The 13,429-nt window shown below is 66.8% G+C and carries 11 protein-coding genes; 8 read left to right on the forward strand and 3 right to left on the reverse strand.

Annotation, left to right across the window (positions count from 1 at the left end):
• Positions 1-23: 23 nt before the first annotated feature.
• From HBE64_RS05835 to HBE64_RS05855, 5 genes are read left to right on the forward strand one after another with little or no spacing between them, the layout of a single operon-like run.
• Positions 24-1,436: an ABC transporter substrate-binding protein gene (locus HBE64_RS05835; RefSeq protein WP_167098965.1), complete on the forward strand. Its 1,413-nt coding sequence runs from the start codon at positions 24-26 to the stop codon at positions 1,434-1,436.
• The gene (locus HBE64_RS05840; protein WP_167098968.1) at positions 1,433-2,335 is read left to right on the forward strand and encodes a carbohydrate ABC transporter permease; all 903 of its coding nucleotides are present in this window, start codon (positions 1,433-1,435) and stop codon (positions 2,333-2,335) included. The genes HBE64_RS05835 and HBE64_RS05840 overlap by 4 nt, the downstream gene beginning before the upstream one ends.
• Positions 2,336-2,346: 11 nt before the next feature.
• Positions 2,347-3,171 carry a carbohydrate ABC transporter permease gene (locus tag HBE64_RS05845; RefSeq protein ID WP_208300652.1) on the forward strand — a complete coding sequence of 275 codons (825 nt, stop codon included), beginning with the start codon at positions 2,347-2,349 and terminating at the stop codon, positions 3,169-3,171.
• Positions 3,172-3,174: 3 nt separating this feature from the next.
• On the forward strand, positions 3,175-4,347 hold the full coding sequence (locus HBE64_RS05850; RefSeq protein ID WP_167098974.1) for an ABC transporter ATP-binding protein: 1,173 nt from the start codon (positions 3,175-3,177) through the stop codon (positions 4,345-4,347).
• Positions 4,348-4,941 (forward strand): suppressor of fused domain protein, encoded by a 594-nt coding sequence (locus HBE64_RS05855; protein ID WP_167098977.1) that lies wholly within the window; start codon positions 4,348-4,350, stop codon positions 4,939-4,941.
• Here HBE64_RS05855 and corA read toward each other — a convergent pair.
• On the reverse strand, positions 4,938-6,041 hold the full coding sequence (corA, locus tag HBE64_RS05860; RefSeq protein ID WP_167098980.1) for a magnesium/cobalt transporter CorA: 1,104 nt from the start codon (positions 6,039-6,041) through the stop codon (positions 4,938-4,940). The two genes, HBE64_RS05855 and corA, sit on opposite strands and share 4 nt — an antisense overlap.
• Positions 6,042-6,177: 136 nt before the next feature.
• Here corA and HBE64_RS05865 point away from each other — a divergent pair, with 136 nt between their 5' ends.
• Positions 6,178-7,350, forward strand: coding sequence for an NADP-dependent malic enzyme (locus HBE64_RS05865; protein WP_167098983.1), 1,173 nt, complete (start codon positions 6,178-6,180; stop codon positions 7,348-7,350).
• Positions 7,347-8,198 carry a glycine betaine ABC transporter substrate-binding protein gene (locus tag HBE64_RS05870; RefSeq protein ID WP_167098986.1) on the forward strand — a complete coding sequence of 284 codons (852 nt, stop codon included), beginning with the start codon at positions 7,347-7,349 and terminating at the stop codon, positions 8,196-8,198. Before HBE64_RS05865 ends, HBE64_RS05870 begins: the two co-directional genes overlap by 4 nt.
• On the opposite strand, the gene HBE64_RS05875 is transcribed toward HBE64_RS05870, so the two are convergent.
• Entirely contained in the window at positions 8,199-9,029 is an 831-nt protein-coding gene (locus HBE64_RS05875; RefSeq protein ID WP_167098989.1) for an SDR family oxidoreductase, read from the reverse strand.
• A 98-nt stretch (positions 9,030-9,127) separates the two neighbouring features.
• Here HBE64_RS05875 and HBE64_RS05880 point away from each other — a divergent pair, with 98 nt between their 5' ends.
• Positions 9,128-9,502: a DUF732 domain-containing protein gene (locus HBE64_RS05880; protein ID WP_167098992.1), complete on the forward strand. Its 375-nt coding sequence runs from the start codon at positions 9,128-9,130 to the stop codon at positions 9,500-9,502.
• 94 nt (positions 9,503-9,596) lie between these two features.
• On the opposite strand, the gene HBE64_RS05885 is transcribed toward HBE64_RS05880, so the two are convergent.
• Complete coding sequence (locus HBE64_RS05885; protein ID WP_167098995.1) at positions 9,597-13,298, reverse strand: multifunctional oxoglutarate decarboxylase/oxoglutarate dehydrogenase thiamine pyrophosphate-binding subunit/dihydrolipoyllysine-residue succinyltransferase subunit; 3,702 nt, start codon at positions 13,296-13,298, stop codon at positions 9,597-9,599.
• Between the last annotated feature and the right edge of the window lie 131 nt (positions 13,299-13,429).

Consider the following 13,429-nt stretch of genomic DNA (forward strand, 5'->3'; position numbering starts at 1 on the left):
GTAGACGGACGGGAGGCGGTGTCGTGGCAAGCCCTGGCGCACGCGCTCGGCGGGTGGGCGCCGCCGCGATAGCCGCGCTGACAACCGCGTCACTGGTGTCGGCATGTGGTTCCGGTGACGACGGTCTGGTGGTCAGCCTCTACACACCGGCCAGCGAGACCGCTACCTTCACCGCGGTGGCCAAGCGGTGCAACGAGGAACTGGGCGGCCGCTTCCGTATCGAACAGCGCAGCCTGCCCAAGGGTGCCGACGACCAGCGTTTGCAGCTGGCGCGGCGGTTGACCGGCAACGACCGCACGCTGGATCTGATGGCGCTCGATGTGGTGTGGACCGCCGAGTTCGCCGAAGCCGGCTGGGCACTGCCGCTGTCCGACGACCCGGCAGGCCAGGCCGAGGCCGACGCAGCCGCCGACACCTTGCCCGGTCCGCTCGAGACCGCCAAATGGCAGGGCAAGCTCTATGCCGCACCGGTCACCACGAACACCCAATTGCTCTGGTACCGAGCCGATCTGGTTGCGCCGCCGCCGGACACCTGGGATGCCATGGTGGCCGAGGCCACCCGCCTGCATGCCGAGGGCAAGCCGAGCTGGATCGCGGTGCAGGCCAAGCAATACGAAGGCCTGGTCGTCTGGTTCAACACGTTGCTGGAAAGCGCTGGGGGACAGGTGCTTTCCGACGACGGTAAACATGTGACGCTCACCGACACCCCGGAACACCGCGCGGCGACGGTGAAGGCACTGCAGATCATCAAGGCGGTCGCGACCGCGCCCGGCGCCGACCCGTCGGTCACCCAGACCGACGAGGGCACCGCGCGGCTCGCCCTCGAGCAGGGCAAGGCGGCACTGGAAGTCAACTGGCCCTTCGTGTTCGCCTCGATGCTCGAGAACGCGGTCAAGGGTGGCGTGCCGTTCCTGCCGCTCAACGAGAAGCCGGAACTGGCCGGAAGCGTCAACGACGCGGGCACGTTCACGCCGACCGACGACCAGTTCAACGTCGCGTTCGACGCATCCAAAGAGGTGTTCGGGTTCGCGCCGTATCCCGGAGTGATCCCCGGTCAGCCGACCCGGGTCACCCTGGGCGGGCTGAACATCGCAGTCGCCAAGACCACCCGGCACCCCGCCGAGTCCTTCGAGGCGATCCGCTGCATCCGTAATCTGGACAACCAGAAGTACACCTCGATCGAGGGCGGTCTGCCCGCGGTGCGCACCTCGCTGTACTCCGATCCGGACTTCCAGAAGAAGTATCCGCAGTACGCGATCATCCGCGATCAGCTCACCACCGCCGCGGTGCGCCCGGCCACGCCGAACTACCAGGCGGTCTCCACCCGTATCTCGGCCACGTTGGCCCCCATCACCGGGATCGACCCGGAGAAGACCGCCGATGAACTCACCGTGCAGGTGCAGAAGGCCATCGACGGCAAGGGCCTGATCCCATGACCGCCGCCCGCACCGCCCGCAGCGATGACCGCCGCTCGCAGCGCCGCCTGGCCTATCTGCTGATCGCGCCTGCGGTGATCCTGATGCTCGCGGTGACCGCCTACCCGATCGGCTACGCGGTGTGGCTGAGCCTGCAGCGCTACAACCTCGCCAGCCCGGCCGACACCAAATTCGTCGGGTTCGAGAACTACCAGACCATCCTCACCGACAGGTACTGGTGGACGGCGTTCGTCATCACCCTGGCGATCACGGTGATCTCGGTGGCCATCGAGTTCGTGCTCGGTATGGCGCTGGCACTTGTCATGCACCGCACCATCTTCGGCAAGGGCGTCGTGCGCACCGCGATCCTCATCCCGTACGGCATCGTCACCGTCGCCGCGTCCTACAGCTGGTACTACGCCTGGACGCCGGGAACCGGCTATCTGGCCAACCTGCTGCCCGACGGCAGTGCGCCACTGACACAACAGCTTCCGTCGCTGGCCGTCATCATCTTGGCCGAGGTGTGGAAGACCACGCCGTTCATGGCGCTGCTGCTGCTTGCCGGTCTGGCCCTGGTGCCCGAGGATCTGTTGCGCGCCGCCCAGGTCGACGGCGCCGGGCCGTGGAAGCGGCTGGTCAAAGTGACGCTGCCGCTGATCAAGCCGGCCATCCTGGTGGCGTTGCTATTCCGCACACTTGACGCGTTCCGCATCTTCGACAACATCTACGTGCTGACCGGCGGCGCCAACGACACCGCGTCGGTGTCGATCCTGGGGTACGACAACCTGTTCAAGGCGTTCAACCTCGGGCTGGGTTCGGCGATCAGCGTGCTGGTCTTCCTGTCGGTGGCCCTCATCGCGTTCATCTACATCAAGCTCTTCGGTGCATCTGCGCCCGGCACGGACAACGAGGTGCGGTGATGAGCGAGCGAATCACACCGCGGCGCGCCGCGACGTGGGCCATCATCGACGTCCTCGTGGTCGTCTACGCGCTGTTCCCGGTGCTGTGGATTCTGAGCCTGTCACTCAAGCCCACCTCGACGGTCAAGGACGGCAAGCTCATTCCGTCGCAGATCACCTTCGACAACTACAAGGCGATCTTCACCGGCAACGTGTTCAGCTCGGCTCTGGTCAACTCGATCGGCATCGGCCTGATCACAACCGTCATCGCCGTCGTGGTGGGCGGAATGGCGGCCTACGCGGTGGCGCGGCTGGACTTCCCCGGCAAGAAGGCACTGATCGGCGCCGCCCTGCTGATTGCGATGTTCCCCCAGATCTCGCTTGTCACACCGCTGTTCAACATCGAACGCCGCCTCGGCCTGTTCGACACCTGGCCCGGCCTGATCATCCCCTACATCACGTTCGCGCTGCCGCTGGCCATCTACACCCTCTCGGCGTTCTTCCGGGAGATCCCCTGGGATCTGGAGAAGGCCGCCAAGATGGACGGCGCCACCCCGGCTCAGGCGTTTCGCCGGGTGATCGCGCCGCTGGCCGCACCGGGCATCGTCACCGCGGCGATCCTGGTGTTCATCTTCGCCTGGAACGACCTGTTGCTGGCGCTGTCGCTGACGGCGACCGATGCCGCGATCACCGCTCCGGTCGCGATTGCGAACTTCACCGGCAGTTCGCAATTCGAGGAGCCGACGGGGTCGATTGCCGCCGGGGCGATGGTGATCACGATCCCGATCATCGTGTTTGTTCTGATCTTCCAACGACGGATTGTTGCCGGACTGACCTCCGGTGCGGTGAAGGGGTAGGGGATGGCTGAGATCGTCTTGGACCGGGTGAACAAGAGCTATCCCGACGGTTCGGTCGCCGTGAAAGATCTGAGCCTGACGATCGCTGACGGCGAGTTCGTGATCCTGGTCGGACCGTCGGGCTGCGGAAAGTCGACCACGCTGAACATGATTGCCGGGCTGGAGGACATCAGCTCCGGTGAGCTGCGGATCGGCGGGCAGCGGGTCAACGAGAAGGCGCCGCGTGAGCGGGACATCGCCATGGTGTTCCAGTCCTACGCGCTGTATCCGCACATGACGGTCCGCCAGAACATCGCGTTCCCGCTGACGCTAGCCAAGCTGAAGAAGGCCGAGATCGCGCAGAAAGTCGACGAGACCGCGAAAATTCTTGACCTGACCGACTTTTTGGACCGCAAGCCCGCGCAGCTGTCCGGCGGTCAGCGCCAGCGGGTGGCGATGGGCCGCGCGATCGTGCGCAATCCCAAGGCATTCCTGATGGACGAGCCGCTGAGCAACCTCGACGCCAAGCTGCGGGTCCAGATGCGCGGCGAGATCGCCCGGCTGCAAAACCGGCTGGGCACCACCACCGTCTACGTCACCCACGACCAGACCGAGGCGATGACGCTCGGTGACCGCGTCGTGGTGCTGCGTGCCGGTGAAGCCCAGCAGATCGGTACTCCCGAGGAGCTCTACGAGAGGCCGGCCAATCTGTTCGTGGCCGGATTCATCGGCTCACCAGCGATGAACTTCTTCCCGGCCACGCTCACCCAGGTGGGGGTCAACCTGCCGTTCGGTGAGGTGACGCTGGCGCCGGAGGTGCTCGACGTCGTGCGCAGCCATCCCACCCCGGCCAATGTGATCGTCGGTGTGCGCCCGGAGCACATCGAGGACGCCTCGCTGATCGACGCCTACGAACGCATCCGGGCGCTGACCTTCGAGACGAAGGTCGACCTCGTCGAATCACTGGGGGCCGACAAGTACGTCTACTTCGCCACCTCCGGTGACGGCGCCCGCTCGACCCAGCTCGCCGAACTGGCCGCCGAGTCCGGTGCCGGCGAAAACGAATTCGTGGCAAGGCTTTCCGCCGAGTCGAAGGCGACTGCCGGGCAGACGGTCGAGCTGGCGCTGGATACCGGCAAGCTGCACATCTTCGACGCCGACAGCGGAGTCAACCTCAACATCGCGCCCCGGGCATAAGTGAGCTCACCGCTACCGCAGGTCCGCGAACACGTTCGCGGTCATTTCGCAGGCATCGGTATCGAGTCCGATCCGGACTCGGCGAGCGTGACGTTCCTCGGTGTGGAACGCATCGAGGTGCTGCGGTTCGGGCCCGCCGACGGGGTGGCTCACTATGTGTCGCTGGGCTGTTCGCGCCACCCGATGGCCGACCCGTCCGACCTTGCCGCCGATCCGTTGCGCGGGCCGCGGGCCGAGGTCGTGATGAGCTTGCGGGCAACGGTGCCCACGCCCGGCCTGGCCCGCAGCCTGGCGGTGGTGGCCGCGACGCCGGCCGTCGAAGGTGTGGTGCTGGTCGCCGACGCGCTGATCGATCTGTCGTCGGCGCTGTGGGATGGCGCCCCGTTCACCGCGGTGCTGCTCGGCGCATCCCCGATCGCCGACCTTGAGCTGGCGGCGCCGCTGGATCCGGTGGCGTTCCTCTCGGCCGTGCCGATCACCGCGACGGAGGCGGCGTGGGTGCGGCTCAAGGGCGCCGCGGCGATGCGCCAAGCCTGGGCCGACGATGGTGTCGACGTGCTGGACCCGATGCGGCGGGCGTCCGCACCGAGCTAGAGCCAGTGGTTGCGGCGGAAGTTGCGGTACAGGAAGCTACAGATGCCGACCATCACCAGCACCACCATGGGATAGCCCCACGCCCAATGCAATTCGGGCATGTTGTCGAAGTTCATGCCGTAGATGCCGGCGATCATCGTCGGCACCGCGGCCATGGCCGCCCACGCGGTGATCTTGCGCATGTCGGTGTTCTGCTGCATACCGACCTTGGCCAGCGCGGCCTGCACCAGAGATGACAGCATTTCGTCGTAGCTGGCGATCCGGTCGGCGGCCTGGCTCTGATGGTCCAGGACGTCGCGCATGTAGCGCAGCAGCTCCTTGGTCATCAGGTCCTTGTAGTCGGTGCTGAAGCGCGCCAGCGCGACGGTGAGAGGTGATACCGCCCTGCGCAATTCGACGACCTCACGCTTGAGCATGTAGATCGGCTCGATGTCGGTCTTGGTCAACGGCGAGAAGGTTTCGGACTCGATGGCGTCGATATCGCACTCCATCAACTCGCTGACTTCGCGGTAGGTGTCGACCACGTGATCGGCGATCGCGTGCATCACCCCGTAGGGGCCCAGCGCGAGCTGCTGGTGTTCGGCTTCCAGCCGCTTACGCAGCCCGGCCAGGCCGGTGTGGTCGCCATGGCGCACCGTCACCACGAAGTCGCCGCCGACGAACACCATGATCTCGCCGGTCTCGACGATCTCGCGGGCCAGCGCCACCGACTCGTGTGGGACGTAGATGACGGTCTTGAGCACCAGGAACAAGGTGTCGTCGTAGCGTTCGACCTTCGGCCGCTGGTGGGCGTGCACCGCGTCCTCGACCGCGAGTGGGTGCAGTCCGAACACCTCGGCCACCGACTGCATCTGGAACTCGTCGGGTTCGTGCAGCCCGATCCACACGAACGCCTTCTGTCCCTCGGCCTCGAGCTGGTGCACCTTCTCCAGAGCGGCGGCGTGGGTGTACTTGCCCGGTAGGCGCTCGCCGTCGACGTAGATGGCGCAGTCGACGGTGGCCCGGGCGACCGGGACGTGGATTCGCTTGGCGTCGACCTCCGCCGGGCGGGTACGTGTCACCCCGAGTAGCGAGGGTGGTCGGGCTCGGAACGATGCCATGATCGGGCCTCCCCTCATGCGCGGTACGGCCCAGGTGGGCCCGAGCAGAAATCGTACGCGCCAGTAGCTCCGCGGGCGTTGTTCGATGACGTCGAACCCCATTCTTCGCCCACGGTGGGGCGAGTACCCTGACGCCGTGACCGAAACGGTGCCTACCCCCCGACTCGTCATCGATGACGAGGAAATCTTTGCCGCTCACGTGGGCGGCAAGCTGTCCGTCGAGCTGAAGTCCCCGCTGGACACCCAGCGTGCACTGTCGATCGCCTACACCCCGGGTGTGGCACAGGTGAGCCGCGCGATCGCCGCCGACCACACCCTGGCCGCCCGCTACACCTGGGCCAATCGCCTGGTGGCGGTCATCAGCGACGGCACCGCGGTGCTCGGCCTCGGTGACATCGGCCCGGCGGCGTCGTTGCCGGTGATGGAGGGCAAGGCCGCGCTGTTCAAGACCTTCGGCGGGCTTGACTCCATCCCGATCGTGCTCGACACCAAGGACCCCGACGAGATCGTCGAGACCGTGATCCGGCTGCGCCCGACCTTCGGCGCGGTCAACCTCGAGGACATCTCGGCGCCGCGTTGTTTCGAGATCGAGCGGCGGCTGATCGAGGCGCTGGACTGCCCCGTCATGCACGACGACCAGCACGGCACCGCGATCGTGGTGTTGGCCGCCCTGATGGGCGCGGCCAAGGTGCTCGACCGGGATATGACCGCGCTGAAGGTGGTGATCTCGGGAGCGGGAGCCGCCGGCATCGCGTGTGCCAACATTCTGCTGGCCAGCGGGATCAGCCACATCACCGTGCTGGACTCCCAGGGCATCGTGCACAGCGGGCGCGATGACCTCAACCCGTTCAAGGCCGAGTTGGCCGAGCGGACGAACCCGGCGGCGCTGTCCGGTGGCATGGTCGAGGCGCTCGCCGGTGCGGACGTGTTCATGGGTGTGTCCGCCGGCGTGGTGCCCGAGGAACTGATCGCCACGATGGCGCCGGGCGGCATCGTGTTCGCGATGTCCAACCCCGACCCCGAGATCCATCCCGAGGTCGCCAAGAAGTACGCCGCGATCGTGGCGACCGGGCGAAGCGATTTCCCGAACCAGATCAACAATGTCCTCGCGTTCCCCGGCGTGTTCCGCGGGGCGCTGGACGCCGGAGCACGCCGCATCACCGAGAAGATGAAAGTGGCTGCCGCCGAGGCGATCTTCTCCGTCGTCGGGGATGACCTGGCACCCGACTACATCGTGCCGAGCCCGCTGGATCCGCGCGTCGGGCCCGCCGTCGCGGCCGCCGTGGGTGCAGCGTCCGAAACGGATTGAGCGCGAAAATCTTTCGGCGGCTTGCGCTGGTGCTGCTGGCCCTGCTGCTGGCCGCCTGCGGTAGCGCACCGCCGGGTCCGTCGCTGGCGGTGGGCGCCACGGCCGATCCGCAGGCCAACCTGCTGGCCCAGGTGTATGCCGCCGCGCTGCGCTTCTACGGGACCGGCGCACACGTCGAGGTCGTCGACGATCCGTTGGCGGCGTTGGATTCCGGTGCGGTCAACATCGCCCCGGGCTTCACCGGGCGGCTGTTGCAGACGTTCGCGCCCGGCTCGGCGGCACGCTCGGACGCCCAGGTGTACCGGGCGCTGCTCGGCGCTTTGCCGGAGGGTCTGGCCGCCGGTGACTACACCACCTCCGCCGAGGACAAGCCGGCCCTGGCCGTCACCGATGCCACCGCCACGGCGTGGGGCAGCCGCGACCTCACCGCCGTAGTCCAGCACTGCGCGGGGCTGACGCTCGCTGCGGTGGCCGGGGTCCGCGGGCTGCCGACGTCGGTCGGCACCTGCACGCTGCCACCGGCACGCGAATTCCCCGACGCCGCAGCCATGTTCGCGGCGCTGCGCAACGGGACGGTCACTGCGGCGTGGACCGGCACCGCCGACGCCGGTGTGCCCAGTGACGTCGCGGTACTGGCCGACCGCAAGCCCATGCTGGTGCAGGCCGAGAACATCGTGCCGCTCTACCGGCGCAACGAACTCGACAGGCAGCAGCTGCGGGCGATCAACGAGGTCGCCGGGGTACTCGACACCGGAGCGCTGGCAGACATGCGCAGGCAGGTCGCCGAGGGCGGCGTTCCGAAGTCGGTGGCCGAGGCGTGGCTCTCGGCAAATCCGCTGGGGCGCTAGCTAGCGCGTCGGCGGCGAGAGCCGGGGCAGCACCGCGGAGAACAACCGCTGGTAGCCCGAGCCGGTGACCCGCACGATGGCATCGAGGATCTTGGCGTCGGTGCCGACGAGTACGCGGGCCCGGTTCTTGGCGACGCCGTCGAGGATGATCTGGGCGGCGCGCTCGGGGGAGGTCCGCGCCAGCTTGGTGTCGAATGCCTCGGCCAGTGCGTTCTTGTCGAGACCCTCGGCGGTGGTGGCGTTGCGGGCAATCGCGGTCTTGATGCCGCCGGGGTGCACGGTGGTCACCTTCACCGGATGCTTGGCCAGGATCATCTCCTGGCGCAGCGCTTCGGTGAAGCCGCGCACCGCGAACTTCGCCGAGTTGTAGGCGGCCTGGCCGGGCACCGAGAACAGCCCGAAGATGCTGGAGATGTTGATGACGTGGCCGTCGCCGGATTCGATCAGGTAGGGCAGGAACACCTTGGTGCCGTTGACGACACCCCAGAAGTCGACGTCCATCACCCGTTCGATGTCCTTGAACTGGCTGATCTCGACGTCACCGGAGAACGCGATGCCGGCGTTGTTGTACACCTGGTTGACCTTGCCGAAATGCTGCTTGACGCCGTCGGCGTAGGCGCTGAACGCCTCCCGCTCGGTGACGTTGAGGCGGTCGGCCTTGACGTTCACACCGATGGCCTTGAGGCGCTCTTCGGTGACGGCCAGACCGTCGGTGTCGATATCGCAGATCGCTACGCTGGCGCCCGATCGGCCCAGCTCAACGGCGAGTGCCTGGCCGATACCCGAACCGGCGCCGGTCACCACGGCTACCTTCCCCGCGAACCCCTGCATGAGTGCTCCTCTTGTTTGACGTGTGTCGAACGCGGCCCACGTTAGCGGGTACCCGGACCGCCGGTAACGGCGGGATGCCGATCAGCGATGCTGTGTGCATGAGGTTCCGCCGTATGACGACCGCCGGGGTAGCTGCCGGCCTGATCGCCGGTGCCGCCGCGTTCGCCGCGCCCGCGCACGCCGACACCACGACCGACGACTTCCTGGGCGCGCTGAGCGCCGCCGGCATCGACAACATCGATCCCGGGCAGGCGGTGGCCCTGGGTCAGTCGATCTGCCCGCTGCTGGCCCAGCGCAGCCAGAACACCGCCGATATCGCGTCCACCGTGGCCGACCAGATCGGCCGCCCGCTCGGCCCGGCCACCATGTTCACCGGCATCGCGGTGTCGTTCTTCTGCCCGCGTGCGGTGCAGGATCTGGCCAACGGCACCTCGCCCATCCCACTGCCGTTCCTGAACAACCTCGGCTTCTAGCGCGCGACCTTCGCCGCGAGTGTGCGTCCTCATACGCCGGCCGCGGCGTGTTGCGGATGAAACCGCACACCCGCGGGCGTCCTAGGGAAGCGCCTTAGGCGAACGCCTCGTCGATGATCTCCTGCTGCTCGACGGCATGCACCTTCGACGAACCCGACGACGGCGCCGACATGGCGCGTCGTGAGATCCGCTTGATCCCGGTCAGCTTCTCGGGCAACAACTCCGGCAAGGTCAGGCCGAATGTCGGCCAGGCACCCTGGTTGGCCGGCTCCTCCTGCACCCAGAAGAACTGCTGGGCGTTTGGATAGGAGTCCAAGGTGTTGGACAACCGGCGCTTGGGCAGCGGCGCCAGCTGCTCGACGCGCACGATCGCGACGTCCTCGCGCTTGTCCTTCTCCTTGCGGGCGGCCAGCTCGTAGTAGATCTTGCCGCTGGTCAACAGGATCCGGGTGACCTTGCTGCGGTCGCCGTCACCGTCGGTGTAGGTCGGCTCCTCCATGATCGAGCGGAACTTCTGCTCGGTGAAGTCGCGGATATCGCTGACTGCGGCCTTGTTGCGCAGCATCGACTTCGGCGTGAACACGATCAGCGGCCGGTGCACCCCGTCGAGGCCGTGCCTACGCAGCAGATGGAAGTAGTTCGCCGGCGTCGAGGGCATCGCGATCGTCATCGACCCTTCGGCCCACAGCTGCAGGAACCGCTCGATCCGGCCCGAGGTGTGATCGGGACCCTGGCCCTCGTGACCGTGCGGCAGCAGCAGCACCACGTCGGACAGCTGCCCCCACTTGGCCTCACCGGAGCTGATGAACTCGTCGATGATCGACTGCGCGCCGTTGACGAAATCGCCGAACTGCGCCTCCCACAACACCAATGCGTCCGGATTACCCACGGAATAGCCGTATTCGAAGCCCACGGCGGCGTACTCCGAGAGCGCCGAGTCGTAGATCAGCAACCGGCCGCCGGTGGGCGTGCCGTCCGGGTTGATGGTCAGCAGGTCCAGCGGGGTGAACTCCTCGCCGGTCTTGCGGTCGATCACCACCGCGTGGCGCTGGGTGAAGGTACCGCGCCGGGTGTCCTGGCCGGACATCCGGATCAGCTTGCCCTCGGCCAGGAAGGTGCCCAGCGCCAGCAGCTCGGCGAACGCCCAGTCCACCTTGCCCTCGTAGGCCATCTCGCGACGCTTCTCCAGCACCGGTTTGACCCGGGGATGCACCGAAAAGCCTTCGGGGAAGGCCAGATGCGCATCGCCGATGCGGGCCAGCAGCGACTTGTCCACCGCCGTGGTCATCCCGCGCGGGATCATCTGGTCGGCTTCCACCGACTCGCTGGGCTCGATATCGACCTTCTCCAGCTCGCGGACCTCGTTGAAGACCCGCTCGAGCTGACCCTGGTAGTCGCGCAGCGCGTCCTCGGCCTCTTTCATCGAGATGTCGCCACGGCCGATCAGGGCCTCGGTGTAGGTCTTGCGGACACCGCGCTTGGTGTCGATCACGTCGTACATGTAGGGCTGGGTCATCGACGGGTCGTCACCCTCGTTGTGCCCGCGGCGGCGGTAGCACAGCATGTCGATGATGACGTCCTTCTTGAACTTCTGCCGGAAGTCGACGGCCAGCCGCGACACCCACACACAGGCCTCGGGGTCGTCGCCGTTGACGTGGAAGATCGGCGCGCCAATCATTTTCGCGACGTCGGTGCAGTACTCGCTGGAGCGCGAATCGTGCGGCGAGGTGGTGAACCCGATCTGGTTGTTGACGACAATGTGGATCGTGCCGCCGGTGCGGTAGCCCCGCAGCAGCGCCAGGTTCAGGGTCTCGGCGACCACGCCCTGCCCGGCGAACGCGGCGTCGCCGTGCAGCATCAGCGGCATCACCGTGAACGCCTTGGAGTTCTCGGCGTCGCCGGCGGACTGCTCTTCGAGCAGGTCCTGCTTGGCGCGCACCAGACCCTCGAGTACCGGGTCGACGGCTTCCAGGTGTGACGGGTTGGCGGTGAGCGACACCTGAATGTCGTTGTCGCCGAACATCTGGATGTAGTTGCCGGTGGCACCGAGGTGGTACTTGACGTCACCGGAGCCGTGCGCCTGCGACGGATTCAGGTTGCCCTCGAACTCGCTGAAGATCTGCGAGTAGGGCTTGCCGACGATGTTGGCCAGGACGTTGAGCCGGCCGCGGTGCGGCATGCCGATGACGACCTCGTCGAGCGCATGCTCGGCGGCCTGGTCGATCACCGCGTCCATCATCGGGATGACGGTCTCTGCGCCTTCCAGCGAGAAACGCTTCTGTCCAACATATTTCGTCTGCAGGAACGTCTCGAACGCCTCGGCGGCGTTGAGCTTGCTCAGGATGTACTTCTGCTGAGCCACTGTCGGCTTGTCGTGTTTGACCTCGATGCGCTCCTGCAGCCACTTCTGCTGCTCGGGTTCGAGGATGTGGGTGTACTCCACGCCGATGTGCCGGCAGTACGCGTCGCGCAGCAGGCCGAGCACGTCGCGCAGCTTCTTGGTTTCCTTGCCCGCGAAGCCTTCGACCTTGAACACCCGGTCGAGGTCCCACAGGGTCAGCCCGTGGGTGTTGACGTCGAGGTCGGGGTGGCTGCGGAACCGGGTCTTGTCCAGCCGCAGTGGGTCGATGTCGGCCATCAGGTGGCCGCGGTTGCGGTAGGCGGCGATCAGCTCCAGCACCCGGGCGTTCTTGTCGACGATCGGGTCGGGGTTGTCGGTGTGCCAGCGCACCGGCTCGTACGGGATGCCGAGTTCGAAGAAGATCTCGTCGTAGAAGTCGTCGGAGAGCAGCAGTTCGTGGATGGTGCGCAGGAAGTCGCCGGACTCCGCGCCCTGGATGATGCGGTGGTCGTAGGTCGAGGTCAGCGTGATCAGCTTGCCGATCCCGATTTCGGCGATCCGTTCCTCGCTGGCGCCCTGGAATTCCGCCGGGTACTCCATGGCGCCTGCGCCAATGATGGCGCCCTGACCCGACATCAACCGCGGCACCGAGTGCACGGTCCCGATGGTGCCGGGGTTGGTCAGCGAGATCGTCACACCGGCGAAGTCCTCGGCGGTGAGCTTGCCGTCGCGGGCGCGCCGCACGATGTCCTCGTAGGCGGCGATGAACTGGCCGAACCGCATGGTCTCGCAGTTCTTGATCGCCGCGACGACCAGCGAGCGCTTGCCATCCTTACCCTGCAGGTCGATGGCCAGGCCCAGATTGGTGTGCGCCGGGGTGATGGCGTTGGGCTTGCCGTCGATCTCGGCGTAGTGCCGGTTCATGTTGGGGAACTTCTTGACCGCCTGCACGATGGCGTAGCCCAGCAGGTGGGTGAAGGAGACCTTGCCGCCGCGGGTGCGTTTGAGGTGATTGTTGACGACGATGCGGTTGTCGATCATCAACTTGGCCGGGATGGCCCGCACGCTGGTCGCGGTCGGGATCTCCAGCGAGGTGTTCATGTTCTTGACCACGGCCGCGGCCGCGCCGCGCAGCACTTGTGTCTCGGCGTCGGAGGCCACCGCGGGTCCGGCCGGCTTGGGTGCGGCCGGCTTCTCCGGTGCCGTGGCTGCCGGCGCGGGTGCCGCGGCCGGCGTGGGGGCGGGTGCAGCGGCCGGAGCGGGTGTCGGCGGCGCGGCCGGGGCTGGCGCAGCAGCCTTGCCGTTACCGGTCGACTCGGTCGTGGGTTCCGGGCTGTAGTCGACGAGGAACTCGTGCCAGCTCGGGTCGACCGAGGAGGGGTCGTCGCGGAACTTGCGGTACATCTCCTCGACCAGCCACTCGTTCTGGCCGAATGGTGAACTCGTACTGCTCACGGCAGTTACTCGCCTCGATTCCTGTCGTCCGGGCAAGCCGTGCTCCGACGGTTCGCCCCACTGGTGTGCCCGACTCAACGTCGCCTAAAAGGCTAACGCGTCTTCGGTGTTCCCGAAGCACGTCAGGGTCA

Source organism: Mycobacterium sp. DL592, from assembly GCF_011694515.1.
Lineage (GTDB): Bacteria > Actinomycetota > Actinomycetes > Mycobacteriales > Mycobacteriaceae > Mycobacterium.